The organism is Umezawaea tangerina, assembly GCF_003002815.1.
Lineage (GTDB): Bacteria > Actinomycetota > Actinomycetes > Mycobacteriales > Pseudonocardiaceae > Umezawaea > Umezawaea tangerina.
This window is the reverse complement of record NZ_PVTF01000005.1, coordinates 451,772-478,734: the sequence shown is the minus strand read 5'-3', so window position 1 is coordinate 478,734 and position 26,963 is coordinate 451,772. Positions and strand designations below refer to the sequence as shown.

General features: G+C 67.8%; 22 protein-coding genes. 16 read left to right on the top strand and 6 right to left on the bottom strand.

Annotated features, from left to right (window positions below; genetic code table 11):
- Window positions 1–34: 34 nt before the first annotated feature.
- Window positions 35–1,075 (top strand): glycosyltransferase, encoded by a 1,041-nt coding sequence (locus CLV43_RS19560; RefSeq protein WP_245886695.1) that lies wholly within the window; start codon window positions 35–37, stop codon window positions 1,073–1,075.
- A gap of 161 nt (window positions 1,076–1,236) precedes the next feature.
- Window positions 1,237–1,920, top strand: coding sequence for a DUF4232 domain-containing protein (locus CLV43_RS19555; RefSeq protein WP_106188638.1), 684 nt, complete (start codon window positions 1,237–1,239; stop codon window positions 1,918–1,920).
- A gap of 180 nt (window positions 1,921–2,100) precedes the next feature.
- Here the strand turns inward: CLV43_RS19555 and CLV43_RS19550 are convergent, their stop codons facing one another.
- Window positions 2,101–3,777, bottom strand: a complete 1,677-nt coding sequence (locus CLV43_RS19550; RefSeq protein ID WP_342749796.1) for an acyl-CoA synthetase — start codon at window positions 3,775–3,777, stop codon at window positions 2,101–2,103.
- A gap of 267 nt (window positions 3,778–4,044) precedes the next feature.
- On the opposite strand from CLV43_RS19550, the gene CLV43_RS19545 reads away from it, so the two are divergent.
- From CLV43_RS19545 to CLV43_RS19500, 10 genes are all read left to right on the top strand, one after another.
- Window positions 4,045–5,307, top strand: a complete 1,263-nt coding sequence (locus CLV43_RS19545; protein ID WP_106188636.1) for a cytochrome P450 — start codon at window positions 4,045–4,047, stop codon at window positions 5,305–5,307.
- A gap of 88 nt (window positions 5,308–5,395) precedes the next feature.
- Window positions 5,396–6,823, top strand: a complete 1,428-nt coding sequence (locus CLV43_RS19540) for a zinc ribbon domain-containing protein (RefSeq protein WP_106188635.1) — start codon at window positions 5,396–5,398, stop codon at window positions 6,821–6,823.
- Window positions 6,820–8,004 carry an acetyl-CoA acetyltransferase gene (locus CLV43_RS19535; protein WP_106188634.1) on the top strand — a complete coding sequence of 395 codons (1,185 nt, stop codon included), beginning with the start codon at window positions 6,820–6,822 and terminating at the stop codon, window positions 8,002–8,004. The genes CLV43_RS19540 and CLV43_RS19535 overlap by 4 nt, the downstream gene beginning before the upstream one ends.
- Window positions 8,001–8,903: a 3-hydroxyacyl-CoA dehydrogenase family protein gene (locus tag CLV43_RS19530; protein WP_146174810.1), complete on the top strand. Its 903-nt coding sequence runs from the start codon at window positions 8,001–8,003 to the stop codon at window positions 8,901–8,903. Before CLV43_RS19535 ends, CLV43_RS19530 begins: the two co-directional genes overlap by 4 nt.
- A complete protein-coding gene (locus CLV43_RS19525) occupies window positions 8,900–9,646 on the top strand; it encodes an SDR family NAD(P)-dependent oxidoreductase (RefSeq protein WP_106188632.1) in 747 nt (248 codons plus the stop codon). Before CLV43_RS19530 ends, CLV43_RS19525 begins: the two co-directional genes overlap by 4 nt.
- An 11-nt stretch (window positions 9,647–9,657) precedes the next feature.
- Window positions 9,658–10,611, top strand: a complete 954-nt coding sequence (locus CLV43_RS19520) for a PDR/VanB family oxidoreductase (protein ID WP_106188631.1) — start codon at window positions 9,658–9,660, stop codon at window positions 10,609–10,611.
- A gap of 134 nt (window positions 10,612–10,745) precedes the next feature.
- Window positions 10,746–11,627 (top strand): TetR-type transcription factor C-terminal domain-containing protein, encoded by an 882-nt coding sequence (locus tag CLV43_RS19515; protein WP_106188630.1) that lies wholly within the window; start codon window positions 10,746–10,748, stop codon window positions 11,625–11,627.
- A gap of 403 nt (window positions 11,628–12,030) precedes the next feature.
- Complete coding sequence (locus tag CLV43_RS19510; RefSeq protein ID WP_106188832.1) at window positions 12,031–13,062, top strand: NADPH:quinone reductase; 1,032 nt, start codon at window positions 12,031–12,033, stop codon at window positions 13,060–13,062.
- Between the two features lie 54 nt (window positions 13,063–13,116).
- Window positions 13,117–14,787, top strand: a complete 1,671-nt coding sequence (locus CLV43_RS19505; RefSeq protein ID WP_170155915.1) for a class I adenylate-forming enzyme family protein — start codon at window positions 13,117–13,119, stop codon at window positions 14,785–14,787.
- 51 nt (window positions 14,788–14,838) lie between these two features.
- A complete protein-coding gene (locus tag CLV43_RS19500) occupies window positions 14,839–15,570 on the top strand; it encodes a GntR family transcriptional regulator (protein ID WP_106188628.1) in 732 nt (243 codons plus the stop codon).
- Between the two features lie 26 nt (window positions 15,571–15,596).
- Here CLV43_RS19500 and CLV43_RS19495 read toward each other — a convergent pair whose 3' ends face one another.
- The 4 genes from CLV43_RS19495 to CLV43_RS19480 all read right to left on the bottom strand — a co-directional run bounded on the left by CLV43_RS19495 (window position 15,597) and on the right by CLV43_RS19480 (window position 19,387).
- Window positions 15,597–16,226, bottom strand: coding sequence for a TetR/AcrR family transcriptional regulator (locus CLV43_RS19495; RefSeq protein ID WP_106188627.1), 630 nt, complete (start codon window positions 16,224–16,226; stop codon window positions 15,597–15,599).
- A 179-nt stretch (window positions 16,227–16,405) separates the two neighbouring features.
- The gene (locus CLV43_RS19490; RefSeq protein WP_245886693.1) at window positions 16,406–17,443 is read right to left on the bottom strand and encodes an NADP-dependent oxidoreductase; all 1,038 of its coding nucleotides are present in this window, start codon (window positions 17,441–17,443) and stop codon (window positions 16,406–16,408) included.
- A 283-nt stretch (window positions 17,444–17,726) separates the two neighbouring features.
- Entirely contained in the window at window positions 17,727–18,368 is a 642-nt protein-coding gene (locus CLV43_RS19485) for a TetR/AcrR family transcriptional regulator (RefSeq protein ID WP_170155914.1), read from the bottom strand.
- A 95-nt stretch (window positions 18,369–18,463) separates the two neighbouring features.
- The gene (locus tag CLV43_RS19480) at window positions 18,464–19,387 is read right to left on the bottom strand and encodes an NADP-dependent oxidoreductase (protein ID WP_106188625.1); all 924 of its coding nucleotides are present in this window, start codon (window positions 19,385–19,387) and stop codon (window positions 18,464–18,466) included.
- 206 nt (window positions 19,388–19,593) lie between these two features.
- On the opposite strand from CLV43_RS19480, the gene CLV43_RS19475 reads away from it, so the two are divergent.
- The 4 genes from CLV43_RS19475 (at window position 19,594) to dnaE (ending at window position 26,109) form a co-directional block, all read left to right on the top strand.
- A complete protein-coding gene (locus tag CLV43_RS19475) occupies window positions 19,594–20,487 on the top strand; it encodes an amidohydrolase family protein (protein WP_170155913.1) in 894 nt (297 codons plus the stop codon).
- Entirely contained in the window at window positions 20,487–21,266 is a 780-nt protein-coding gene (locus CLV43_RS19470) for an SDR family oxidoreductase (RefSeq protein ID WP_106188623.1), read from the top strand. Before CLV43_RS19475 ends, CLV43_RS19470 begins: the two co-directional genes overlap by 1 nt.
- Window positions 21,267–21,534: 268 nt before the next feature.
- The gene (locus tag CLV43_RS19465) at window positions 21,535–22,236 is read left to right on the top strand and encodes an alpha/beta fold hydrolase (protein ID WP_146174809.1); all 702 of its coding nucleotides are present in this window, start codon (window positions 21,535–21,537) and stop codon (window positions 22,234–22,236) included.
- A 309-nt stretch (window positions 22,237–22,545) separates the two neighbouring features.
- Window positions 22,546–26,109, top strand: a complete 3,564-nt coding sequence (gene dnaE, locus CLV43_RS19460; protein WP_106188621.1) for a DNA polymerase III subunit alpha — start codon at window positions 22,546–22,548, stop codon at window positions 26,107–26,109.
- 52 nt (window positions 26,110–26,161) lie between these two features.
- On the opposite strand, the gene CLV43_RS19455 is transcribed toward dnaE, so the two are convergent.
- Window positions 26,162–26,824, bottom strand: a complete 663-nt coding sequence (locus CLV43_RS19455) for a single stranded DNA-binding domain-containing protein (protein ID WP_106188620.1) — start codon at window positions 26,822–26,824, stop codon at window positions 26,162–26,164.
- Window positions 26,825–26,963 lie beyond the last annotated feature (139 nt).

Here is a 26,963-nt window from a genome sequence, read left to right as displayed (position 1 = left end):
TCTCGCACGTGCCTTCCGGGAGCGCGGCGACACCGTGGCCCTGTTGACCGCCGGTGTCATGTCACCGCTGGTCGCCCAGGAGGACATCGACGTCCTCGCCGCGGGTCCCGGTCCGGACGTCCTGATCGCGGAGATCGCCCGCACGACCGGCGCCGACCTCTTGTCTGGTGCGCCGACCCTGGCGGTCGAGGCGGAACTGTTCGCGGGCACGCGCGTCGACCTCGGGTTCGAGGAATCCCTTGCGGCGGCGGGCGACTGGAAACCGGACGTGATCGTCAGCGAGCACTACGACTTCATCGGCCCGCTGCTCGGCGCCGCTCTCGACGTCCCGGTCGCCACGTTGGCCTACGGGCCCGCGATGGCCTCGGAACTGGCCGAGGCGACGTCGGCGGTGGTGGAGAGCCGGTACGCCGCTCGCGATCTCGCCCGGCGTCCGTCCCGCTGGTACCTGGACACCTGCCCGGAGTCGCTGCAACGGGACGGTTGGCAGCCGCCGGCGGGACGGCTCGGCCTGCGTCCGGAAGCCCACCGCGCACCCGGAACGCGCGCGCCTCTCCCCGCACCCCCGCCGCGCTCGCGGCCTCGCGTTCTGGTGACGTTCGGAACCGTCTTCGCCGCACCGCAGGTGCTGAACCCGCTGCTGCTCGACCTGGCGAACGCGGGCCTGGACCTGCGAGTCACGACCGGACTGGCCACCTCCGCCGCGGACTTCGACGTCCCGGCCGAGCGGGTGTCCTTCGTCGGCTTCACCCCGCTGGACGACCTGTTGCGCGACGTCGACCTGGTGCTGACCCACGGCGGCGCCGGCACCACGCTCGGCAGCCTCGCCGCCGGGATCCCCCTGGTGGTCGTGCCGCAGGGCGCCGACCAGTTCGTCCAGGCCGACCGGGTGGTCGCGGCAGGCGCAGGTCGTGTCGTGGAACCGGGCGGGTCGGTGGCGAGAGTCGCGCTGTCGGTCCTGGAAGGCCGGGGCTTCCGCGCGGGCGCCGAGGACGTGGCCGCCCAGATCGCGGAACTCCCGGCACCTGCCGACGTGGCCGCGTGCCTGGCGACGACGTTGCAACTGGACGGTTGATCCCACAGGGATTCGCGTGGGGCGAGGGTGTACGTGGTCGTTGTGCGAAGCGTCGTCATCCAGGCCGCCCTCACCTGGATGACGGCAAAGGGAGCTTCGCTTTCCTCTGCCCCGATTCGTGTGCGGATTGACATTGCAAGGCAATCAAGAACGGGTGGAACATGGGTAAGAACAACAGTCGGGCTGTCCGCGGTGTTGGCATCATCGCTGTTCTGGCGGTGTTCGGTGCGCTGACCGGGTGCTCCGCGAGCGGGACCATCGGTGTGGCCGCCGGTAGTGCTGCTGTTGCACCGTCCTCGTCGACCGCGAAGCAGCCTCGGAGTTCCGGCAGCGCAAGTGCTCCTGCCAACGCGAGTACAGCAGGCAATCCTGGTACTGAGGTCGAGAGGGCTCCTCGTGACAACGTCGACAAGCCATCCGGCGACGAGCCGTTCTGCGCCACCGCCAAGGTGGGCTTCGGCCTCGACTTCCCCATCCAGGGCTCGGATGGTCAGATCGACGTTCCGATCCTGCTGCGCAACAACTCGTCGGCTCGGTGCACGATCCAGGGTTTTCCCGACGTCGAGTTCCAGACGATCAACGGCTCCCCCTGGCACCTTGTGAGCGCTGACGACCCGATCGACCCGGTCAGCCTCGCTCCGGGGGAGTCGACGAGCGCGGCCCTGGTTTTCCTGAGCGCCGGGACGCAGGAAGGCGCTTCGAACTGGGCACCCGACTCGGTTCTCATCACACCGCCCAACACGACCGACACCCAGCGCCTCGAGTGGACCTTCGGCACGATCCTGCGCCAGGGCGCCACCACCTACGTCCGCGCTGTCGGCGCCATGGACTACGGCAACAGGTGACGCTGAAGTGACGCGCGCGGTCGACACCGACAACGGGCCGGGCACTTTCGCAGACGACTCCCGCGTACGTGGGGAGAAGATCGCCGACAACGCCTGGGCGACCAGCAAGACGAAGACTTCGGCGAGCGCGAAGGTGAACAGGTGTCGACCGCCTCAAATGACAAGGCTGGGCCCAGGTCGTCAGGCGTCGCCACTGCTGTACTGGCGGACGAGGCTGGCCTTGGCGAGCTTTCCTGTCGGTGTGCGTGGAAGCTCTCGTGCGAAATGCATGTCCTTCGGAAGCTTGTAGCTCGCGACTCGCGGCTTGAGGTAGTCCCGGAGCTCCAGCTCCAGTTGTTCACCTGGTGAGGCCGTGGGTGCCGGGCAGATGACCGCGGTCACGCGTTGGCCGAGGTCGGGGTCCGGCACGCCGATCACCGCCACGTCGTCCACCGCCGGGTGCAGGGCCAGCTCGTTCTCGATCTCCTGCGGGTAGATGTTGACGCCCCCGCTGATGATCATGAACGCGGCCCGGTCGGTCAGGTAGAGGTAGCCGTCCTCGTCGAGATGGCCGATGTCGCCTGCCGTCGACCAGCATTCGTGCAAGGGGTGGCGAGCGTGCCTCGTGGCCGCGGGATCCTTGTGGTACTGGAAGGTGGCCCGGTCACGGGCGAAGTAGACCATCCCCGTCTCGTGTGGACCGAGAACCTGGCCGTCGTCACCGCAGATCTTGATGTCGCCGAGGATGGCGCGACCGACCGAACCACGTCGTTCCAGCCACTCCGCACTGGAGATCATCGTGATCCCGGCGGCTTCCTGGGAGGCGTAGTACTCCTCGAGGACGGGCCCCCACCAGTCGATCATCGCCTGCTTGACGCTCCGCGGGCACGGCGCCGACGAGTGGACCGCGCAACGCATGGATGACGTGTCGTGGGCGCGGCGGACCCCATCCGGGAGCTTCAGCATCCTCACGAACATGGTCGGCACCCACTGGCTGTGGGTGCAGCGGTAGCGCTCGATCGCCGCGAGCGCCCTCTCGGGGTCGAAGCGGTCGAGGATGACGACCGTCCCGCCCAGGGACTGGACGACGACGCAAAAGCGGAGTGGTCCACCGTGGTAGAGCGGAGCGGGCGAGAGGTAGACGGTGTCGACGTCGAAGCCGTACTTGGGTCCGAAGGTGTCGACGAGGGGGTCGCCCGGTTCGTGGACCTGCCGTGACGGGAGCTCCGGCCGAATGCCCTTGGGAGTTCCACCAGTGGTTCCCGAGGAGTAGAGCATGTCCTGGCCCCTGGGCTGGTCGGGCAATGGCGTTGTGCCGGTACCCGCCAGCGTCGAGGTGTAGTCGGAGAACCCTTCCACTGGGCCCCCGAAGCTCAGGCGTACGGCTACTCCCTCGACTTGGGGGAACACTGCTTCGGCGAGGTCGCCGCAGGACGCGGAGACCACCGCGGCTTGAGGTTGGCAGTTGCGCAGCACGGCGACCGTCTCGCGTTCGGCCATGTGGATGTTCAACGGCGTCACGTAAAGTCCGCTGCGCATCGCGGCCCAGTACACGACGAAGCACAGCGGGTCGTTCGGCGAGACGATGACGATGCCGTCGCCCCTGCGGAGTCCTTGGTCGTGCAGGAAGCGCGCCAGGCGGGACGATTCTTCTTCGAGGGCGCGATAAGTCATGACCCGGCCGTCGTTCGCCATGATGACGGCGGGGTGCTCGGGCGCTACCGCGCTATGCGCTCCTGGGTACAAGGGCAGGCTCCGTTCCAGAGGGTCGTCGGCGCACTGTCGACGGGCCTGGGCAAGCAAGGTGTGATGGCACGGGCGGCAACGTACGCCCGTGCGACGACATCCCGGTTGCTGCCGTCGGATTCGAGTGGCCATCGGTTGTGGAGCATGTCCTCCTGTGCCGTGGAACAAGGTGATCCGTCCCTGAGTCCACGACGCCTCAGGGTCGTCGACGGGCCTCGCGTTGACCCCTCCGGCGACGGTGGGTCCGGGGGTTGCCGATCGGTGCTTGCTTCCCGCCGCTCCCTCATGTAACTCTAAATGTGAGCGAGCGATCGGTCAATGTCTGAACTTTTGCGGACGACCGCTCCTCTTCCGAGAGGCGGACCCACCGCCTGGCCCGCATGACGCGGAGGAGACGACATGGCACGCCCCACGGCCGATCTCACCGATCTCGCTTCAGCCGATCTGACTGGTCCCGAGATCTCCGCGGACCCATTCCCGTACTTCGCGCGCCTTCGCGAGGAGGCGCCCGTGCTCTGGAACACGCGCCACAGGGCATGGCTGGTCGCTCGCCACCCCGAAGTCGTTGCCGCGCTGCGGAACGACGCCTTCGGCTCGGACCGGGTCGGTCCCTACTTCGATCGTGTCAAGGCAGCGGATCGCGAACGCCTCGAGCGGCTCGTCGCCATCCTGGGGCGGTGGCTGGTGTTCCTGTCGCCCCCTGACCACACCCGCTTGCGGGGGCTGGTCCACAAGTCGTTCACGCCGAGACGGGTGAACGCGCTGAGAGGACGTGCGGAGGAGATCGCGACGGACCTCGCCGCCGAGGTCGCGCGGCGGCTGGAGGCCGGCGAGACGGTCGACCTGATGTCGGCCTACTGCATGCCCCTTCCCGCGCAGATGATCGCCGGAATCTTCGGTGTTCCGGTGGAGGACGGCATCAGGCTGAAGGTGTGGGCCGAAGAGCTCGGCCTCTTCGTCAACGGAGCGCTGGGCGATCCCGACCGGGACGGGAGGGTCGCGGCCGCCATGCTCGAGTTCGAGCGGTATCTCCTCGTCCTGGTCGAGCACTACCGCGTCAACCCCGCTGACAACGTCCTGTCAGGCCTCGTAGAGGCCAATGACCGCGACGGCGAGCTGTCGGAGACCGAGCTCCTTGCGACGTGCACGTTGATCCTCGACGCCGGGTACAAGACGATCCAGAACGCCATGAACAACGCGTTGCTCGTGCTCATGTGGAACCCCGACTCGTGGGAACGGCTCAAGCGGGAGCCCGAGTTGGTGGGCTCTGCCGTCGAGGAATGCCTTCGCTACTTCGGTCCGGGCAACGTCATCGTCCGTCGGGCGGTACGGGACATCGCGGTGGGACACCAGGTCATCTCGGCGGGCGATCGGGTCTACCTGCTCCCCGCGGCGGCCAACCGGGACTCGAGCGTGTTCGAGGACGCCGAGGAGTTCAGGATCGACCGGGCCGACAACCCCCACCTGACCTTCGGCCAAGGGATCCACTTCTGCTTGGGCGCCTCGCTGGCTCGAATGGAGCTCGGAGCCGGCCTGTCGGCATTTCTCCGCCTGGTCGAGCGGCCGACTGTGGCGGAGGCACCGGGTGGTCTGCCCTGGCACAACGTGCTGATCATCCACGGAACCGAGGCGTTGCCCGTCCGCGCGGCGGTACGAGCGTGAGGCGCGCGGTCACGATGAACGAAGTCGAGGTCGATCGGCCGGGCGCACCCCGGTTCGGCCGGGGTGCGCGACCGTCGCGGCGATCCGCGTGACGACCGACGCCGACGAGGACCTGGAGTGGCACGACATGACCTGGCACAAGATCACGGACTGTTCCGCGTACATCCCCGCCTCGGCGTTGGGGCTGCAGGCCATCAGCGACGCTATCGGAGGAGGTGGCCGGGGTACGCGCTCGGTGGCCGGTTTCGACGAGGACAGCATCACGATGGCCGTGGCCGCTCTGCGCGGCATCGACCGGCACTCGGAAGACGCGGGGCCACTCCTGTTCGCCACGTCGACGCCCCCGTATGCGGACAAGACCAACGCCTCCACGGTCAAAGCGGCCATCGGCGGGGACGACCGGGTGATGGCGACGGATGTGACCGGGCTCCGAAGCGGCCTGTCGGCCCTCCTCCTGGGTGCCCGGACAGGTGGCCTCGTCGCGATGGCCGACATGCGCGGTGGCAGGCCGGGCTCGGCCGAGGAACGGGACGGCGGTGACGGCGCCGCCGCGTTCCGATTCGGTGGGACGGGGCAACCGATCGCCCAGATCGAAGCAGCGGGTCACGTCTCCATGGAGCTCATGGACATCTGGCGCGTGCCAGGAGCGCGTTACTCGGCGGTCTCGGAGGAGCGCTTCTCCCAGGCAGCCCTGTCGTCCACCATGGACGGTCTGGTCGCCCGACTGAAGGACGAAGGCGGACTGACCGGCCCACCGACGTTCGTGGTGGTCGCCGCCCCCGGCCACCGCTTCGCTGTGAAGCTCGCCCGCTTGGTCGCCGAAGACTCGGATGGTTCCACCCTCGCGGCACATCGTGAGTCGGTGGGCTATTGCGGCGCGGCCGAGGTCGGCATCCTGCTCGCTCGGACCCTTGACGTGGCGAAGGCCGGTGACACCGTCCTGCTGTTGTCGGCGATGGGTGGAGTCGACGGCGTGGTGGTGCGCGTTCTGGCCGACGGCGGCGGTTCCGAGCGGCTGGACCGCGAGATCGCCGGCCGCAGGATGATCTCCTACACCGACTACCTCGTGCGGCGAGGACTTCTCGAGCGTGAGCCCGCCAGACGCCCGGACCGGCCGGCCGTCGCCGCGCCGGCCGCCTTCCGGAACGTCCGCTGGAAGTTTCGACTCGAAGGCTCGCGGTGCGGTCAGTGCGGCAAGGTCTACCTCCCACCACAACGGGTTTGCGGCGGGTGTGGCGGGGCGGACACCCATCACCCGTACCCGTGTGCGGATCGACCGGGAACGGTCGCCGCCATCAGCACGGACGGGCTCTCGGACACTCCCGCCCCACCGGCGGTGGCGGCGCTGGTGGACTTCGACGGCGGGGGCAGGCTCGCGATGGAGGTCGCCGAGTCGACGGACTCGGGAATCGCGCTGGGGGACCGGGTCGAACCGACGTTCCGGCGCACCTCTCAGACCGACGGTGCACCCGACTACTTCTGGAAGATCCGTTCGGCGATTGGGGAGTCGGCATGAGTGGCACTCTCCGCGACAGGGTCGCGGTGATCGGCATGGGATGCACCAGGTTCGGCGAGCTGTGGGACACCTCGTCGGACGACCTGCTGATCGGGTCGGTCCACGAGGCCGTCGCGTCGGTGCCGGGCCTGGAACTGCCCGACGTCGAGGCTTTCTGGTACTCGACCCTCGCGACCGGTCACTCGGGGCTTCCCCTGGCGCGGGCGCTGAAGATCGAGGCACCGGTCACCAGGGTGGAGAACTTCTGCGCGAGCGGATCCGACGCCTTTCGCAACGCCGCCTTCGCCGTCGCGTCGGGCGTCTACGACGTCGTCATGGCCGTCGGGGTCGAGAAGCTGAAGGACAGCGGCTTTTCAGGGCTTGCCCTGGCCGGGCCACCCGGTGACAACACGGCACCGGAGATCAGCAACCCGGCCGCCTACGCGATGCTGCCCGATGTCTACGCCGGCAACTACGGCGTGGACCGCGACTCGATCCGGGACGCCTTGACCCACATCGCCTGGAAGAACCACCGCAACGGGGCGAAGAACCCCCTGGCGCAGTACAGGAGCGTCGTCAGCAAGGAGCACATCAACGCGGCTCCCAAGGTCGCGGGCGAGCTCAGCGTGTTCGACTGCTCTGGAGTAGCCGACGGAGGCGCCGCCGCGATCATCGTGCGGGCAGAGGATGCCCACCGCTACACGGATCACCCGATGTTCCTCAAAGGACTCTCGCTCCACGCGGGCTCCAGCGACGGAGCGGCTACCGCCGAGAGCGGGTACTACAGCTTCACCGAGGTCGTGGCGTGCGCGGATCAGGCGTATGCGCAGGCCGGAGTCACGGACCCCTCCACGCAGATATCGTTCGCCGAGGTCCACGACTGCTTCACGCCCACCGAGATGATCCTCATGGAGGACCTGGGCTTCTCCGCGCGCGGAGAAGCCTGGAAAGACGTGCTGGACGGGCATTTCGATCCAGGGGGCCGGCTGCCCGTCAACGTCGACGGCGGGCTGAAGTCGTTCGGCCATCCGGTGGGAGCGAGCGGCCTGCGGATGATGTACGAGGTGTGGCTGCAGTTCCGCGGTGAGGCGGAGGGACGGCAGCTCGACCACCCTGGTCTCGCATTGGTCCAGAACATGGGTGGCCTGCCCGGTGGGTTCGTCTCGTTCGTGTCGATCTTCGGGCCGGAGCTGGACCGGTGAGCCGCGACGTGGACGCGCCTGCTGCCGCGCACGTGCGACAGGACGTCTCGACCGTGATGGTGGTCGGTGCGGGTCTGATGGGGAGCGGCATCGCGCAGGTGGCAGCGCAAGCCGGACTCGACGTCGTGCTCGTGGACGACGACGTGGAGGCCCTCGACCGGGCCGCGGCGCGGATCGCCGACAGCCTGGCGCGCTTCGTGCGCTCGGGCAGCCTGACGGATGACGAGGCGTCGCGTGCTCGTGGTCTCATCGTGACGGAGACCGACCTCCGAGCCGGCGGATCGTCCGCCGACCTCGTGATCGAGGCGATCGTCGAGAAGCTCGAACCGAAGCAGCGCCTGTTCGCGGAGCTGGACGCGATGTGCGCTCCTGACGTCGTCCTCGCGACGAACACCTCCCAGTTCCAGATCGGCCGCGTGGCCGCGAACTGCGATCGTCCCGACCGGGTGATCGGCATGCACTGGTCGAACCCACCCCAGCTGATGAAGCTCGTCGAGCTGGTCGTCGGACCCGACACGTCATCGGAGGCGGTGGCGGGTGCCATCCGGTTCCTCGACGGTGTCGACCGGCGGCACGTGCTCTGCTTGAAGGACGTGCCGGGGTTCATCTCCAACCGCATGAGCACCGCGCTGTTCATGGAGGGCGTCCGACTCGTGGACGAGGGGATCGCCACCGCCGAGGACGTGGACCTCGTCGCGCGCCTGATGTTCGGGCACAAGATGGGTCCGCTGGAGACGCTCGACCTCGCCGGACTCGACACCGCGCTGCTGGTGAGCACAGCTCTCGCCGACTTCTACGGGGGCGACCGCTTCACCCCGCCGGATCTGCTCGAACGGCACGTGGCGGCGGGCCGTACTGGCCGGAAGTCCGGATCCGGGTTCTACGAGGGGCTTTCATGAGCGAACTGACGTTGGCCGGACGCCGCGCGGTCGTCACCGGTGGTGCGAAGGGGATCGGCGCGGCGATCTCCCGTGCGTACGCCCGGTCCGGCGCGAAAGTGGCGGTGTGGGGGCGGGACCGCGACGCACTGCACGCCATGGGGGAGGAGATCGACGGGGTGGCCGTCGAGTGCGACGTGACGTCCACGGAGTCGGTGGAGCAGGCCGTGGGCACCACCCTCGACCTCCTCGGAGGCATCGATGTCATGGTCGCCAATGCCGGCCGCGCCGGCGAAGGGATCGCCTTCGAGGCGGTCGACGACGAGCTGTGGGCAGACGTCATCGACACCAACCTGAGTGGCGTGTGGCGCTGCATCAGGTCCGTTGTCCCCACGTTCAAGGAGCAGCGGCACGGCAAGGTGATCGTCATGGGGTCCCTCGCCTCGGTCGTCGGCATGTCACGAGCCCCCGCCTACGCGTCCGCGAAAGCCGGCTTGTTGGGGCTGTCCAGGAGCGCCGCTGCGGCGTTGGCGCGCTACAACGTCCAGGTCAACACCGTGCTGCCGGGATGGGTTCGTACCGGGATGTCCGCGCCCGAGTTGGACAACGACGCGGTCCGGGTGAGGCTCGAGGACCGGACCATCCAAAAGCGGACGGGGTCGCCAGAAGACCTGGCAGGGGTCTGCGTGTACCTCGGCTCGTCCGCGTCCGACTTCCACACCGGCGACGTGATCCGCGTCGACGGCGGCTACCTGCTGGCCTAGGGAGGGAGGTGATGGCGACGTCGGAACTCACGACGACCGTGGAAGTCGTCTCGCGACGGATGATCGCATCGGGGGTGGTGGAGCTGCTGCTGGCCAGGGAAGACGGCCGGGCGCTGCCGATGTGGTCACCGGGAGCGCACATCGATCTGGTGCTGCCGGACGGGACGTCCCGCCAGTACTCCTTGTGCGGGGACGTCGGCGACCTCCGCACCTATCGCGTCGCGATCCTGGAGGAACCCGACGGCCGGGGCTTCTCGCGACGGCTGCACCAAGAGGCCGTGGTGGGATCGACGTGGACCCTGCGGGGGCCGCGATCCCACTTCGAGCTTGCCGCGTCCCCGGACTACCTGTTCATCGCCGGAGGGATCGGCATCACCCCGCTCCTCCCGATGCTGCACCAGGCCGATGCGTCCGGTGCCAGGTGGAAGCTGGTCTACGGCGGTCGTCGGCGGGCTTCCATGGCCTTCGTCGACGAGCTGGAACAGTTCGAGGACCGGATCACGATCTCACCCGAGAGCGACCACGGCCTGCTGCCCCTCGATGTGTGGCTGGCCGACCCGCGACCGGACACCTTGATCTACTGTTGCGGTCCGGAGCCCCTCCTGCGAGCCGTGGAGGACGCGACCCGGCACTGGCCACCAGGGGCCCTTCGCGTCGAGCGCTTCTCCCCGGTGCCGTCGGACGACGACACCGTCGACTCGCCTTTCGAGGTCGAACTCGCGATGTCGGACCTGGTGCTCACCGTGCCCGCGGGCAAGAGCGTTCTCGACGTCGTGCGCGAAGCCGGTGTCCGCATCCTCTCCTCATGCCAGGCGGGCACCTGCGGTACGTGTGAGACCCCGGTCATCGAGGGTGTTCCGGACCACCGGGACTTCGTCCTGAACGCGGACGAGCGCGCTGCGAACGACTACATGATGATCTGCGTCTCACGCGCGTGCACCAGACGTCTCGTGCTCGACCTGTGAGCGGCTGTCGGACCGTCCCCCTGACGACCGGGCGGCGCGGACTTGAGGCCTGCGACCCGACGGCCGGTGGACCGTCCAGAGCAGAGCGACGAGGCGGTAACCTGCCCCTTGAACACCTACGGCCAAGGAGAATCATGGCGGAGCCACCATCGGCGGAGGCGGCTGGTGGATTTCCCGAGCTTTTCGGTGTCCGCATTCGCGAGTTGAGGAGGGAACGTCGCCTCACGCTGCGAGACCTGGCTGCGGCCCTCGAAGTGAGCCCTGCGACGGTCAGCGCGATCGAGAACGGCCGCACCGCTGTCAGCGTGCGTCGCCTCGCGACGGTCGCGCGCCTTTTCGGCATGTCGATCGACGCTTTGCTGATGCCTGTTCTCGCGGCGACCGAGTCCGGAGATGCCCCAACGGCCGAGCCCGCCGCGAACGGTGAATGGCGCTCTTTCGGGTCGACGCCACTCGACGACGTGCTTCTGGCCGCGTCGGCCGCCTTTCTCGCGATCGGCTACCACGGCGCCACGGTACGGGACATCGCGAGCCGAGCCGGACTGTCGGTTCCAGGGGTGTACTACCACTATGAGAGCAAGCAGGAAATGCTGCTGAACATCATGGACTTCACCCTGACCGATCTCCTGTGGCGCGCGCATGCCGCGCTGGACGAGGCGGACGGAGAGCCACTGGCGGGCTTCCGACTTCTCGTGGAATGCCTCGTGAGGTACAACGTCGCGCAGCGCGACTTCGCCTTCCTGGGGCTCAGTGAGTCTCGTGCGCTGGACGAGGAGTCCCTCGAGCAGGTGCACGCCAAACAGGTGGAGATCCACGAGCTGCTCGTCGACCAGATCTCGCGCGGAACCGAGCTCGGCGTGTTCGACAAGGGTGATCCCGCCGTGACGGCACGGGCGGTCGTCTCGATGTGCTCGGGTCTCGCGCTGTGGTACACCGAGCACGGCCTACTCACGCTCGACGACGTCGTCGAGCGTTACGTGGGGTTCGCCATAGGCATCGTCACCGCCGGGGTCTGACCCGACGCGACGAGGCCGGCGCGGCACAGCCATGCCCTGGCCCGCCGCGAACGACGAGGCCTTCGGGGTCTCAGTCCACATGGGACCGTTCGAGAATTGAAGCCTCGACCAGCCTTCGCACACGGGGTTCGAAAGTCCCCGGACTCGGCACATCGTGCTGCGTCCGGTCCGCCACGGCGACATTCCCTCCGCACACGGGCCTGTGGTCACGCTCGAACCCTTGACCGCGTCTGCCGGCGCAACTACCTTCAGCTATACCGAACGATCGCTAAAGTACGGAACATCGAGACGGCACTCGCCCGCCTCCACTCCACATCCTGAGGACCAGGCCAATGGCAAGCCCGTTCGAGTCGTCGCACCGCGCCCAGTGCCGCACCGACCTCCCGACGCCGAGCACCAGCTGATGCGCGCCGTCATCTACACCCGGCCCGGCGACTCCTCTGTTCTCCGCCTGGTCGAGCGGGAGGCCGCCGGCCCCGGTGCGGGCGAGGTACGGGTGCGGATCGTCCGCGCCGGCGTCAACCCCACGGACTGGAAGTCCCGCTCGGGCGGCTTCGGCAAGCAGGCCTTTCCGGAGGTCGTGCCCGGCCAGGACGGGTCAGGTGTGGTCGATGCCGTCGGCTTCGGCGTCACCGGCGTCGCGGTCGGCGATCGGGTCTGGACGATGCTCGCGCAGCACACCCGTCCAGGGGGAACGGCGCAGGAGTCGGTGGTGCTGCCCGCCGAGAACGTCACCGCGCTGCCCGATACCGCGTCGTTCGACGTGGGCGCCGCGCTGGGCGTCCCCGCGGTCACCGCTCACCGCGCGCTGACCACCTCCGAGGACGGTCCCGATCGGCTCGCCCCTGATGCGCTGGCCGGCCTGACCGTGCTCGTCCCAGGGGGAGCAGGCGCAGTCGGCAACGCCGCCATCCAGCTCGCGAGGTGGGCCGGTGCCTTCGTGATCAGCACAGTGAGTACCGACTGGAAGGCAGCGCTCGCCACAGCGGCCGGCGCCCACCACACGGTCAACTACCGCGAGGGCGACCCGGCCACGGCCATCCGCGACCTGGCCCCCGACGGGGTCGACATCGTCGTCGAGGTGGCCCCGGCGCAGAACCTGCGCCTCGACCTCCAGGTGGTGAAGCCCCGCGCGACGATCGCGATCTACGCCAGCGAAGGCGGCGGCGAGGTCGCCCTCGGCGTGGGCCAGGCGTTGTCGGCCAACGCGCGCTTGCAGTGGGTGCTGCTCTACACCGTCGGGCGGTCGGCACTGCGCGCGGCGGCCGACGACATCACCGCCGCACTGGCGGACGGTGCCTTCGGCGTCGGCGAGGAGCACGGTCTGCCCGTGCACCACTACCCGCTCGAGCGGACATCGGAGGCTCACACCGCCGTCGAGCAGGGCGTCGTGGGCAAGGTGCTGATCGACGTCCGCGAGACAGCGCGGTCGTAGAACTCCAGGTCGGCGCCGCGCAAGGGACCGGCACACATCGACAAGAGGATGGTCATGGCTGTTACTCGGGAGGACACGCTTCTCACACCGGAGCTGATCGAGCAGTACACGGCGGCCGGCTACTGGTCGGAGACGACGCTGGCCGATCTGTTCAGGCGCAACGCGCACGAGCTCACGGACAAGGTCGCCTACGTCGACGACCGCGCGCAGGTCACCTGGGGCGAGGTGTGGCAGGTCAGTGGCGAGGTGGCATCGGGTCTGGCCCGTCGCGGTGTGGGGCGCGGGGATGTGGTGGCCGTCCAGCTGCCGAACCGGATCGAGTTCGTGTTCGTACTGGCCGCTGTCGTTCGCCTGGGTGCGGTGTTCTGCCAGTTCCCGCCGGACTACCGGGCGCGTGAGATCGAGTTCATCCTCGACTTCTCCGAGGCGCACACCATCGTGGTGCCCGACGTGTTCCGGGGGTTCGACCACGCGGAGATGATCGACGGGATCCGAGGGCGGTTGCCGCGGCTGGTCAACACGGTCGCGGTGACCACCGGCGAGGCGTCGTCGTTGGCGGGCAAGGACGCCTGGGTCAGCCTGGACCAGCTTCGTCGTGACCTGGATCCCGAAGATCCCGCGCCTGACAGACCCGCGGACGCCAACGACGTCATGCGGATCGCGTTCACCTCGGGAACCACCGGCGAGCCCAAGGCCGTGATGCACACCGCCAACACCACGCTCTGCATGACTCGCCACGAGAGCGAGCAGAGGGGCATCGACGGCGATGCCACCATCCTCGTCCTCCTTCCCGTCGGCCTGAACGCCGGTTTCGGCACCGTCGTCCAGGTGGCGAACGCCGGTGCTCGGGGCGTGTTGATGGAGAAGTTCTCGCCGACCGGGCTGCTGGACCTGGTGGAGCGCCACCAGGTGACGACGTTCCTGGCCGCACCGACCGCCGTACTCGCCATCCTGAGGGAGGACAGCCTCGACGACAGGGACCTCTCCTCGTTGCGCATCGTGCAGACCGGCGGGTCATCCACACCGGTGAAGGTGCTCAGCGAGGCCAACGAGCGGCTCGGCTGCCCCGTCGTCGACCTGTACGGAATGCTCGAGACCGGTGTGACCTCGTGCACCGACCCGGAGGAGCCCTACGAGGAGTGGGTCGGCACGGTCGGCCGTCCCTACGAGTTCATGCACGTGCGGATTCTCGACCGGGATGACCAGGACGTGGCCGTCGGTGTCGAAGGCGAGATCGTGAAGACCGGCCCGACCATCTGCGTGGGTTACTACCGCAACCCCGGCAAGAACGAGGAGAGCTGGACCGCCGACGGCTGGTTCCGGTCCGGGGACCGCGGTCACCTGGACGGGAACGGCAGGCTCACGATCTCGGGGCGCTCCAAGGACATGATCATCCACGGCGGCGCCAACATCTGGCCCCGTGAGCTGGAGGAGATCCTCGTCAGGCATCCCGACGTGGCCGACGTCGCCGTCGTCGGCATCCACGACGACTACTTCGGCGAGAACACCTGCGCCTGCCTCATCCCCGAACCCGGCGCCACGGTCACCTTCGACGACGTCATCGACTTCATGAAGGACGAGGTCGCCAAGTACAAGCTCCCCCAGCGCGTCGAGCTGTTCGAGACGTTCCCCTTGGGCCCCACCGGCAAGGTCCTCAAACGCGACCTCACCGACGAGGTCGAGGCACGACGCAAGGCGACCGCGTCCGGGGGAGCGGCACGATGACGTCCTCGCGGCAACGCTGAGACGTTCGGTCCCACGATCGGAGTACGACTGATGACGATGGGAAAAGGCCGCGCCGAGACCGCACATCCGCGCGCCGCGGACGACCTGCGCCCGGAGCGCCCGCTCACGGGCGATCAGGTCGTGGCGATGCTTCGCGAGATGGTGTCAGCGGGGCGATTCGCGCGGGGCGAGCCGATCCACGAGCGTGATCTCGCGGTCGCGGTCGGTGCGGGTCGAGGTCTCGTACGGGACGCGATGAGCCTGCTCGCGGCCGAGGGCCTGCTTTCCTTCGACCGGTACCGCGGGCACGCGGTCGTCGACCCCGACATCAAGGAGGTTCGTGAGCTGCTCACGATGAGGTCGGCGTTGGAGGGGTTCGCGGCCGCTCGTGCGGCGGCCAATGCCGATCCCGGACTTGTCGCCGAGCTGCGCGCACGCGTGGCCGAGATGCGTCGGGCATCGGCGCGCGGGAACCGGCTCTCGTTCTTCGAGATCGATCTGGCCTTTCACGAGACCATCGTTCGGATGGCCGATCACCAGCTGCTCTTGGACAACTGGATCGCGGTCACCGATCGGCTGGCCCTGAGCGCGCGCATCGTCGTCAGCGACACCTACGACGGTCCCGGTGCTCTTGCCGACCTCGCCGACCGGCACGACGTGCTGATCGGACCCCTCGTCGCCGGCGACGTGGGCGAAGCGCGACGCCTGTCCGAGGAGCATCCGCTGGACGCACTCGAGCGGTACGAGCTCGCCCGACCGGATCGCAGGCCGGCGAACGGATAGCCCGCACCACATCCCGGCGATCGCGCTCACCCTGCCGCGAACTTGCCTTTCAGGTGCGCCACATCGGACTCGGTCAGCGGGTGTCCGATGGCGTGGCGCCAGACGGCGGTCATGTGCAGCGCGGTGACGTCGGGTGAGCCTGGAGTGCTCCCGGTTCGCGCGAAGTGCAGGCCCGCCGACACGAGCACGTCGGCGAGCAGCTCGAGGTTCACCGGGCGCGACACGCGAGCATCGCGATTCCCCTTGAGGCCGTGGAGGATCGGCTCGACGTAGAGGTGTCGGAGCCTCGACCTGAGTGGAGCCGCGTCCTCCTCGAGCGCGATGACCTCCTCGATCAACAACCACAGGCTGCGCTCCGGTGTGATCCGGGCGAAGAACTCCCGAAGAGTCATCCAGAGCCCCTCGACGCCGGGCGCGGTGCGCCAGATCTCACGCGCGTGCTGCCTGCCTTCGTCGGCCATGTCCTCGAGCAGGACGGACACGAGATCCCGCTTGTTCTCGAAGTGGAGGTAGAAGGTGCCGTGCGCTCGGTTGGCCCGCCGGGTGATCTGGGCGACCGACGTACGTGCGTAGCCCACTTCGCGGAGCAGTGAGCTTCCGGCCTCCAGCAGGGCTTGGCGCGTCTGCTCGTTTCGTTCCTTCTGCGTCCGCCGCACCGTCGTGTCTCCTACGCGCGCTTCTGTTCGTGTGCGTCTCGACGAGCTCTGGACCGGGAAGCCAGGGCAGGACCCGTCAAGACGGCTACATCGGTGACGTCCATACTAGGGTTCGGCTGGGGCAGGCGAGGCGGTCAGCGGCTCTCGAGGTCTCCGTCGAGCCCGACCCTGGCCAACGCTCAGGTCTGATCCTCCGCCAAGCGGACGATCGCCTTTCCGGTGTTCGTACCGGTCAGCATGCCGGTGAACGCTGCGGGAACGGACTCGATCCCTCGACTGATCGTCTCCGGGCTCATCAGTCGGCCTGCTTCCAACCATGCTCCCACTTCGGAGTCGAAGTCCTTCCGGAGGTCCTCGTGATCGAACGCGATGAACCCCTGAAGGCGGAGCCGTTTGGTCACGACCTTGACGGCATCCACGGGGACCGCGTGGGGCTCGACCGCGTTGTAGGTCGAGATGGTTCCGCAGATCGCCGCGCGTCCGAAGTCGTTGAGCACGTCGATCGCCGCGGCCAGGTGATCCGATCCCACGTTGTCGAAGTAGACGTCCAGTCCCTCGGGGAACGCACCGCGCAACTGCTCCAGCACGGGACCGGTCTTGTAGTCGAACGCCGCGTCGTATCCCAGTTCGTCGACGAGGTACCTCACCTTCTCGCTGCTTCCCGCGCTCCCGACGACCCGCTTGGCGCCGGCCAGCAAGGCGAACTGCCCGACCATGCTGCCGACCGCACCGGCCGCGCCGGAGACGAAGACGGAGTCCCCTCGCCGGAAGTCCGCGATGTGGAAGAGCCCGACATAGGCGGCGAAAGCGGGCCCTCCCAGGACGCCGAGGTAGTGCGAGCTGGGGTACCGGCCCTTGTCGACGACGCGAGCCGCACCGGCATCGACGACCGCGTGCTCCCGCCAGCCGGCTTGGTGCACGAGCCAGGACCCCAGAGGGACATCGCTCCGCGTCTCGACGACCTCACCGACGGCGCTGCCGGTCAAGGCCTCCCCGAGCTCGAACGGGGGAACGTAGGACGGCCCGGCGTCCATCCGCGGTCGCATGTAGGGGTCGACCGAGAGGACAAGGTTCTTCACCAGGCACTGACCCTCCTGCAGTGGTGGAAGGTCGCGTTCGACGAGCTTGAAGGTCTCGGGACCGGGTAGTCCGACCGGTCGTTGCATGAAGTGCCACTCGCGTGTCGTCAAAGACATCGTTCGGTCCTCGTCGTCCATCAGTAGGGCTTGGGCAACTTAATGATACTGGTGTCAGTAATGACGCCGGTATCAGGATGTCGAGCGGGCGACGTCCTGGCAAGCCCGGAACCGACGGCTCCTCCACGATGACGGGGTCGCCGCGATACCGAGCAGGTCCGGTATCGGCTCCGACACCCTTCCCACCTGCCGCTCTCGCCGAGTGGTGAACGGCCAAGGCGGGGACACCGGAACTCATCCGAAGCGATGGGGCGATCGCCGCGGTGCGCGCAGCCGTCGTGGCCGCTGCCACTCGGCGGCACCGTCATCCACGAGGTGCTGCGTCGGCCTGTCCGTGTTCCGCGGGCGAGAAGGGCGCGTGGTCGTACCCGAGTGCGAGTGACCAGATCGTGGAGATCTCGTCCACCAGCTCATCGGGCGTCCAGCTGGAGTCCTCCTGGTACAGGGCGCGAGTGCTGTCGGAGAGCATGGCGGCGAGGACCTGCGCGAGGATCCCGGGATCGAGACCGGGCGTCGGCACGGACGTCTTGGCGGAAGCCATGCCGTGCATGATGTCGGCCGTGAGCTGGTGGAACCACTGGTCGTTCAACTTCTTGAAGGCCGGTTCCAGGCTGCTGCGCTGATCGAGGAGCAGCCAAAGATCCCGGTCCTCGCCAAAGGCTTGGACGAACCTGCGGACGGTCCGGTGCACACCCGACGCTGGTTCCTCCCACTGCCACATGGTCCTGGACTCAAGGGACAACTGGGCCATCGCGCCCTCGATCAGGACCTGCAGCACCGCCTCCTTGTTGGCGAAATGCAGGTAGAACGAACCGTGTGCGCGGCCTGCCCGTTTCACGATGTCGGCGACGCTCGCGTGTGCGTAGCCCTTCTCGGCGAACACCTCCCGCGCCGCCACGAGCAACCGCTGCCGCGTCTCGGCGTTGCGCTCCTTCTGCGTTGGCACGGGAATCAGCGTACTGGCACCGGGTCCCCGGCCGGTCGGGCGAGGTCGACCGCGTGGCTCCCATGAGGTCTCGCTCGCGCGCGTCCTCATGGGGGTCAGGCGGTGAGGACGAGTTTGCCTTGGAGGTGGCCGCTCTCGAGTGTCCGGTGTGCGTCGGCGACCCGTTCGAAGGGGAACGTCTCGTGCACGTGGACTCGGAGTTTTCCCTGTTCGACGAGCTCGACAAGACCGCGCAAGCCGACCGGGTCGGGGTCGACCACGATGCCGCTGAAGCGCATGCCGGCTGCCTCGCAACCAGCGGCGAGCTCCGGATCGTCGTCTTCGACCGCCGTGAGCAGGTGACCGCCGGGTCGGAGCACCGCGATCGACCGCTCGGCGGTGTCACCACCGATCGTGTCGAGCACGACATCGATGCCGCGGACGGCCTCGGCGAAGTCGACGGTCGTGTAGTCGACCACTTCGTCGGCGCCGAGATCCTCGACGAAGTCCCGCTTGCCCGTACTGGCAGTGGTGATCACGTGTGCGCCGAGCGCCTTCGCGATCTGGATCGCGACGTGGCCGACCCCGCCGCCACCGCCGTGGACCAGGACGCGGTCGCCCGTGCCCACGCCCGCGAGGTCGACCAGGCCCTGCCACGCCGTCAGTCCGACGGACGGCAACGCCGCGGCCTCGACGTGCGAGAGCGCTGCCGGCTTGTGCGCCAGGTGCAGTGCCGGCGCGGACACGAGCTCGGCGTACCCGCTCGCCATCCGCGGGAACAGCGGCATGCCGAACACTTCGTCACCCGGCTTGAGCCGCCACGTGTGGGGAGCCTCCTCGACCACGCCGCTGATGTCCCAGCCGAGGGTGAACGGCAGCTGCACGGGGAACTCGCCGGCGCGCAGGCGCGTGTCCAACGGGTTCAAGCCGATCGCCTTGACGCGGACGAGGACCTCGGTCGGGATGGGCTTGGGCTCGGGCGCGTCGACGACGGTGAGCACGTCGGGACCGCCGAACTCGTACTGGGTGATGGCTCGCATGGCGCTCCTGGTGCTGGAAGGGCGGCGGTGTCGCCGTCTGTGCATTTTATGATAGACATGTCATTAAGTGTTCGCGAAGGTCGTCCGCCTCGATGGCGGCAGGTGTTCGTCGAAGGGACGGTCATGGCTGTTGCCCGGGAAGGTGCACGTCCTGTCGACGATGTCGGGGCGCGACGCACGGCAGCCACGTTCGAGGGAGCGGCACCATGACCACGCCAACGTCCACGCCGCCTCGGCTGATCGACTTCCACTCCCACTGGGGGACCGCGAAGGGCTGGAAGGGCAGCCCTTTCGAGGACCGTGAGGCCCGAGAAGCGGTACGTGACTACTTCAAGTGGGACATGACCTTCGTCAGCGAGGAGGAACAGGCCGCCCAGTTCCGCCAGGCCAACGCCAAGGTGATGCTGGACCTCGCGTACACCTACAAGATGGACGTCGGCGCGCTGCGCGACCAGCACGACTACGCCTTCGACTACACGCGCGAGTACTCCGATGTCGTGCTCGGCAACTGGATAGGGATCGACCCGACCCGGCCCGATCACGTCAAGGAGCTCGAGCGCTGCCTCGGCGACGGACCGGGTCTGGTCGGGATGGCACTGCACCCGTTCTCCGCGGCCGGTGCGCCGGACCAGCCTGCCTGGGAGAAGTGTCTGAACCTGTGCGTCGAGGCTCGTCGTCCTGTGCTGATGCTCGTGGGCATGTCGGCGAACGGCGCGGGGATGCGTGGTGGCATGGGCCTCGAGCTCGACAGCTGCCACCCTCGCCACGTCGACCGCATCGCGGCGCGCTATCCGGACCTCGACGTGATCGCGGCGCGGGTCGCGTGGCCGTGGCAGTCCGAGATGATCGCCATCGCGCTGCACAAGGGCAACGTCTGGCTGGAGCTGCACGGCTGGTCCCCCCGTTACTACCCGGAGGAGCTCAAGCGCGAGATCGGCAGACGCCTGCGCAAGAAGGTGTTCTTCGCGGCCGACTACCCGATGCTCAGCCACGAGAGGTTGGTCCGGGACTGGCGGGAGCAGGGCTTCCCGCCGGACGTCCTCGACGACGTCTTCCACGGCAACGCCGAGTCGTTCCTGGCCTCGATCGGAGTCTGCTGATGGACCTCGGACTGGCGGGCAAGGTCGCGATCGTCGGTGGCGGAAGCGATGGGCTGGGCTACGCGATCGCCGATCGACTGCTGGCCGAGGGTGCCCTTGTGACGATCTTCGGGCGACGGGCGGAGAAGGCGGCTGCGGCCGCTGAACACCTTTCCCACAGGCACGGCGAGGGCAAGGTCCTCGGGCTGGCCGCCGACTGTTCGAAGGCGGACGACATCGTCCGGGTCACGGCTTCGACTGTCGGTCGGTTCGGAGACGCCGTGCACGTCCTCGTCACCAACGACGGTGGGCCGCCCGTCCGCCCCATCTCGAAGCTGACCGACGACGTCTGGGTGACGGCATTCGAGCGGCACTTCTACTACGTGGTGAGGTCCGTGCGTGCGACGTTGCCGTACATGACGGGTGAGGGCGGCAGCATCCTCAACGTCGTCTCCGCGGTCGTCCAACGACCGGCCATCGACATGGCGGCCCCGGTTGCCGTGTGGTCGGCGGTGATCGGCTACGCCCAGACCCTGGCCCTCGAGGTCGCAAAGGACAACATCAGCGTCAACACGTTGATGGCCGGACTGTTCGACACGCAGCTCGTCGACAAGATGGTCGACAGTCGGCCAGGGCTGTCGAAGGGGCGCCTTGGTGACAGGGTGCCGCTGGGCCGCATCGGGGAGCCTCGCGAGTTCGCGAACGTGGCCGCGGCGCTCGTGTCGCCGCACTCGAGATTCGTGACAGGAGTGGTGGCGCCCGTGGACGGCGGCTCCCTCATCGGTGCGGGCTTCGGGTAGACAAGCGGGCCATGGGATCGATCCCTTGGATCACCAGGGCGATCTCGAACAACCCAGCGCCTCCGCGGCGTCACGACAGTGGTCGCAACCGTGGCGCGGCAGCAAGAGGAACTCGGCGAACTGGTCCGACGGCTTCCAAGGGGGAAGTCGGTCGGGTGGGCGTCGTGCGGTGACATCGACGAACGGGCGCAACGGCGAACCGTCCGGGTTCGGACCTGACATCCGGCGCGACAAGGCGCACCTGCGGATCAGATGGGAAGAGATCGACATGGCAACCTTTGTCCTGGTGCACGGTGGTTGGCGCGGGGGCTGGACGTACCGGCGGACAGCCGACCTGCTGCGGAGCTCGGGGCACACGGTGTTCACGCCGTCGCTGGCCGGATGCGCCGAACACTCCCACCTCCTGTCCGGTGACATCACCCTCAGCACCCACGTCACCGACATCGTCAATCTCGTCAAGTGGGAGGACCTGTCATCCGTCACGCTGGTGGGCCACTCGTACGCCGGGATGGTCATCACGGGAGTGGCCTGCCAGATCCCGAACCGCGTCGACGAGCTCGTCTACCTCGATGCTGTCGTCCCGTCGCACGGGCAGTCGTTCGTCGACGTCTACCCACCCGCCCTCGAGATGTTCCTGGCCACGGGGGCCGACAACCGGGGTCTGTACATCGATCCGTTCCCGGCCGCTCAGTTCGGTGGCAACGAGAGCGACCGGGCGGTCATCGACCGACTCGGCGTCCCCTTCCCGCTCGCCGCTACAACCGAGAGATTGCCGCTGAGCGACGTCAACCTCGCTGGCTTCAAGCGGACGTACATCCTCGCCACCGGGTACGACAGCCCGTACGGCGACAACCGGGAACGCATCGAGGGCGACCCGTCATGGGATTTCCACACCATCGACTGCGGCCACGACATCATGCTGGACGAACCGCAGAAGCTCGTCGACGTGCTGCTGCGCAGGCTCGGCTGAGTCATCGTCGGCAACGGCAGGGTGCAAGAGCATGTCTTGCCGGGCAACCCGTGCGTGCCGGACGTTCAGGTAGGTCGCCCCGTGGTGTGTCGTGCGCATGGCCGATTCGGTGGGGTGTACGTCGTTGTCGTGCCAACCCCCGGCCGCGAGAATCGACTGCGACATGAAGTCGACCATGCGCTGTTGGCGAATGTCGAGCAGTTGCAGGAGTTGCGATCCGCGCGTGCGTTGAGCAGGCGGCCGAAGGGGTCGGACATGTCGAGGTCATGATCCACAATGGAATGACCAAGATCTTGAGAGGTTCCCGTCTTGTCAGGGAAGTCGTTCGTCCACCTGCATGTCCACACCGAGTACTCGATGCTCGACGGTGCGGCGAAGGTGAACCCGTTGTTCGAAGAGGCGCAACGGCTGGGGATGGCGGCCGTGGGGATGACCGACCACGGCAACATGTACGGGTCGGACGAGTTCTACCAGACTGCCACCAGGTTCGGCATCAAGCCGATCATCGGTGTCGAGGCCTACCTGGCTCCCCATAGTCGTATCCACAAGAAGCCCGTTTTCTGGGGTGACCCCGGTCAGCGAGGTGATGACGTCGCCGGTGCCGGCGCCTACACCCACATGACCATGCTGGCGGCCAACTCCACCGGACTGCGCAACCTGTTCAAGCTCCACACCCGCGCCAGCGTGGAAGGGTACTACCGCAAGCCGCGCATGGATCGTGAACTGATCGTGGAGCACTCCGAGGGCATCATCGCGACGACCGGCTGTCCGTCCGGTGAGGTGCAGACGCGGCTTCGTCTCGGTCAGGAAGCCGAAGCGTTGCGGGCGGCGGCGGACTACCGGGACATCTTCGGGGCCGACAACTTCTTCCTCGAGGTGATGGACCACGGTCTGAGCATCGAGCGAAGGGTCCGCGAGGGACTTCTCGCGGTGGGCAGGAAGCTCGGTATCCCTCCACTTGCGACCAACGACAGCCACTACGTCACCAAGGACCAGGCGGACACGCACTCGGCGCTGTTGTGCGTGCAGTCGGGCAAGATGCTCTCCGACCCGACCCGGTTCAAGTTCGACGGCAACGGCTACTACCTCAAGTCCGCCAAGGAGATGCGGGAACTGTGGGACGCCGAGGTTCCGGGAGCGACGGACTCGACCCTGCTGATCGCCGAGCGCGTCGAGTCCTACGCGGACGTGTGGGCCCACCACGACCGCATCCCCAACTTCGACGTCCCCGAGGGCGAGACGCAGGAATCGTGGTTCCGCCACGAGGTCTTCGCCGGGTTGGAGCGGCGTTTCCCCGACGGGATCCCGGACGGCTACGTCGAGCGGGCGGAGTTCGAACTCAAGGTCATCGTGGACAAGGGCTTCCCCGCCTACTTCCTGATCGTCGGTGACCTCATCCGCCACGCCCGCGAGGTCGGCATCCGGGTCGGACCGGGCCGCGGCTCGGCGGCGGGTGCCCTGGTGGCCTACGCGATGGGCATCACCAACATCGACCCGATCCCGCACGGCCTGCTGTTCGAGCGGTTCCTGAACCCCGAGCGCACGGCGATGCCCGACATCGACATCGACTTCGACGACCGCCGCCGAGGCGAGATGATCCGGTACGCCTCCGACAAGTACGGCGGCGACCGGGTGGCGCAGGTCATCACGTTCGGCACGATCAAGACGAAGGCCGCGCTGAAGGACTCCGCCAGGGTCCACTTCGGCCAGCAGGGTTTCGGGATCGCCGACCGGATCTCCAAGGCGCTGCCGCCGCCGATCATGGCCAAGGACATCCCGCTCCACGGGATCGTCGACAAGAGCCACGCCCGCTACGGCGAGGCCGCCGAGGTCCGCGCCCTGGTCGAGACCGACGAGCAGGTCAAGACCATCTTCGACACCGCGCGAGGGCTCGAGGGGCTGATCCGCAACGCCGGTGTCCACGCCTGCGCGGTGATCATGTCGCGTGATCCGCTGTCGGAGTCGGTGCCGCTGTGGATGCGCGACGACGGGTCGATCATCACCGGCTGGGACTACCCGTCGTGCGAGAACATCGGCCTGCTGAAGATGGACTTCCTGGGGCTGCGCAACCTCACGGTCATGGGTGATGCCATCGACAACATCGAGGCCAACCGCGGCAAGCAGGAGGTCCCCGACTTCGACAACCTGCCGTTGGACGACCCGGAGACCTACGCGCTGCTCAGCCGCGGCGACACCCTGGGTGTGTTCCAGCTCGACGGTGGGCCGATGCGGGACCTGCTGAGGCGCATGCAGCCGACCTCCTTCCAGGACATCGTGGCTGTCAGCGCGCTGTACCGGCCGGGCCCGATGGGCATGAACGCGCACAACGACTACGCCGACCGCAAGAACGGCCGCCAGGAGGTCACTCCGATCCACCCGGAGTTGGCCGAGCCGCTCAAGGACATCCTGGGCGAGACCTACGGTCTGATCGTCTACCAGGAACAGATCATGTTCATCGCCCAGAAGGTCGCCAACTACTCGATGGGGCGCGCGGACGTCCTGCGCAAGGCGATGGGCAAGAAGAAGGCCGAGGTCCTCGCCAAGGAGTTCGAGGGCTTCCGCGACGGTATGCGCAACCACGAGCTGAAGTTCTCCGACGAGGCCGTCAAGGCCCTGTGGGACACGATCCTCCCCTTCGCCGGGTACGCGTTCAACAAGTCCCACGCCGCCGCCTACGGTCTGATCTCCTACTGGACCGCGCACCTGAAGGCGAACTTCCGCGCCGAGTACATGGCGGCCCTGCTCACCTCGGTGGGCGACAACAAGGACAAGTCCGCGGTCTACCTCGCCGAGTGCCGTCGACTGGGCATCAAGGTGCTGCCGCCGGATGTCAACGAGTCGGCCCTGCGTTTCGGTGCGGCTGGCGTCGACGGCCGGTTCGGTCTCGGGGCGATCCGCAACGTCGGCGCCAACGTGGTCGACTCCATCATCGCCACACGCGGCAGGCGCGGGGCCTACACCTCGTTCACCGACTTCCTGGACAAGTCGGAGTTGGTGGTGTGCAACAAGAGGGTCGTCGAGTCCTTGGTCAAGGCCGGTGCCTTCGACTCCTTCGGCCACACCCGCATGTCGCTCGTCCAGGTGCACGAGGACGCGGTCGACATCGTCGTCCCGATCAAGCGCAAGGAGGCCGAGGGGCAGTTCGACCTGTTCGGCAGCGGCGAGGAGTCCGGCGAACCGGACGAGAACCGCTCGGCGCTCGCGCATCTGAAGATCGGCACCGAGGAGTGGCCGCGCAAGCAGGTGCTGTCGCTGGAGAAGGAGATGCTGGGTCTGTACGTGTCGGCGCACCCCTTGGACGGGTCCGAGCGGATCCTTCGCAAGTACGCGCCGCGCCCCATCGCCGTGGTCATCGACGACCCGCCGCGGGAGGGCGAGTTGGTCGTGTCCGGGATGATCTCCGCGATCGAGCGGCGGGTCAACAAGAACGGTGAGCCGTGGGCGATCGTGACGGTCGAGGACCTCGACGCCTCCGTCGAGGTGTTGTTCTTCCCCAAGTCCTACGCGGTGCTCCACGGCGACCTGGAGATGGACTCCGCGGTCTGCGTGAAGGGGCGGGTGAACTGGCGCGAGGACAAGATGTCGATCTTCGGTGGTGACGTCGTCCCGCTGGACATCTCCGACGCCGAGAACAATCCGGGGGTCGCGCCGCCCGTCGTGCTCGGGGTCAGCACGAAGACGTTGACCCCGGCGTTGGTGCAGGAGTTGAAGCAGACCCTGGCATCACATAGCGGTGATGTCCCGGTCCACCTGAACGTGCAGCGTCGGGACCGGACCAAGGAGATCTGGGTCGTGGACGACTTCAGGGTGGCCACCACGCCGTCGTTCTTCGGTGACCTGAAGACCCTGCGCGGCGTGTCGATCGAACGATGAGCGCGGCCGCATGCCGGGCCCCGTGCCCTGTGGGGGCAGGGGCCCGGTCCTCCTACGGTTGCCGGGCGGTGATGTCCGCCGGGGACCTCGGGTCGATCTCGTAGTGGGTGTCGTACTGGCTGCTGAAGCCGGTCACGTGGACGTGTTGGCCCGCCGAGAGGCCGGTGAGGTCGATGCCGGTCTGGGTGTTGACGAAGATCGTGAGTTCCCCGGAGCCGTCGTCGACGAAGAACTTGTGGCCGTAGGGCAGATCTGACTCGGGGGCGCGGGTGATCGTGGCGACCACGCGCACCAGTGATCCCTCCGTGGTCTCGCCGACGGTGGCGGTGGTGACCGGCTTGGGGCGGATCGTGGGTCCGGTGCCGTGCACCGCGAGCGGGGTGTTGGGGACGAGGACGCGCAGTCCGGAGCTGTCGCGCAGCGTGCCGGTCGCCCGCACCCTGGCGCGGGGCGTGACGTGCGGGTCGACGGCGACGCTGACGTAGATCCCGGCGGAGCGGTCCTGGAGGGCGAAGCCCTTGTCGTAGAAGCTGGACTCGAACGCGCCGGACGGGGTCGTGGCCGTGCCCTCGACCGTGACCACGGTGCCCAGCGGCAAGGCGCGTGCCTGGGCGATGGACACGGGGTGGTGCGACGTGTCGGCCCGTGCGGGCGCGACCCCCGCGGAGACGAGCGCCAGGAGCAGAACCGGGATGATTCGCTGCCGAGAAGACATGGTTCGAAATCCTTTCTGGCCGAGCCGCGCCGGTGTGCGTGCGGGTGGGCCCGGTCTCTCGTATCACTGCGGTCACAGCGCGACAACCGGTTCGGATGCTATTCGACGCCGCCGCACACTATGCCATAATCGAGCTCTG

Bases quoted from the DNA above. Each gene is read 5' to 3' on its own strand.
- CLV43_RS19555 (WP_106188638.1), top strand. From the start codon at position 1,237: ATGGGTAAGAACAACAGTCGGGCTGTCCGCGGTGTTGGCATCATCGCT.
- CLV43_RS19550 (WP_342749796.1), bottom strand. From the start codon at position 3,777: ATGGCCACTCGAATCCGACGGCAGCAACCGGGATGTCGTCGCACGGGC.
- CLV43_RS19545 (WP_106188636.1), top strand. From the start codon at position 4,045: ATGGCACGCCCCACGGCCGATCTCACCGATCTCGCTTCAGCCGATCTG.
- CLV43_RS19535 (WP_106188634.1), top strand. From the start codon at position 6,820: ATGAGTGGCACTCTCCGCGACAGGGTCGCGGTGATCGGCATGGGATGC.
- CLV43_RS19525 (WP_106188632.1), top strand. From the start codon at position 8,900: ATGAGCGAACTGACGTTGGCCGGACGCCGCGCGGTCGTCACCGGTGGT.
- CLV43_RS19520 (WP_106188631.1), top strand. From the start codon at position 9,658: ATGGCGACGTCGGAACTCACGACGACCGTGGAAGTCGTCTCGCGACGG.
- CLV43_RS19515 (WP_106188630.1), top strand. From the start codon at position 10,746: ATGGCGGAGCCACCATCGGCGGAGGCGGCTGGTGGATTTCCCGAGCTT.
- CLV43_RS19510 (WP_106188832.1), top strand. From the start codon at position 12,031: ATGCGCGCCGTCATCTACACCCGGCCCGGCGACTCCTCTGTTCTCCGC.
- CLV43_RS19505 (WP_170155915.1), top strand. From the start codon at position 13,117: ATGGCTGTTACTCGGGAGGACACGCTTCTCACACCGGAGCTGATCGAG.
- CLV43_RS19500 (WP_106188628.1), top strand. From the start codon at position 14,839: ATGACGATGGGAAAAGGCCGCGCCGAGACCGCACATCCGCGCGCCGCG.
- CLV43_RS19490 (WP_245886693.1), bottom strand. From the start codon at position 17,443: ATGGACGACGAGGACCGAACGATGTCTTTGACGACACGCGAGTGGCAC.
- CLV43_RS19480 (WP_106188625.1), bottom strand. From the start codon at position 19,387: ATGCGAGCCATCACCCAGTACGAGTTCGGCGGTCCCGACGTGCTCACC.
- CLV43_RS19475 (WP_170155913.1), top strand. From the start codon at position 19,594: ATGACCACGCCAACGTCCACGCCGCCTCGGCTGATCGACTTCCACTCC.
- CLV43_RS19470 (WP_106188623.1), top strand. From the start codon at position 20,487: ATGGACCTCGGACTGGCGGGCAAGGTCGCGATCGTCGGTGGCGGAAGC.
- CLV43_RS19465 (WP_146174809.1), top strand. From the start codon at position 21,535: ATGGCAACCTTTGTCCTGGTGCACGGTGGTTGGCGCGGGGGCTGGACG.
- CLV43_RS19455 (WP_106188620.1), bottom strand. From the start codon at position 26,824: ATGTCTTCTCGGCAGCGAATCATCCCGGTTCTGCTCCTGGCGCTCGTC.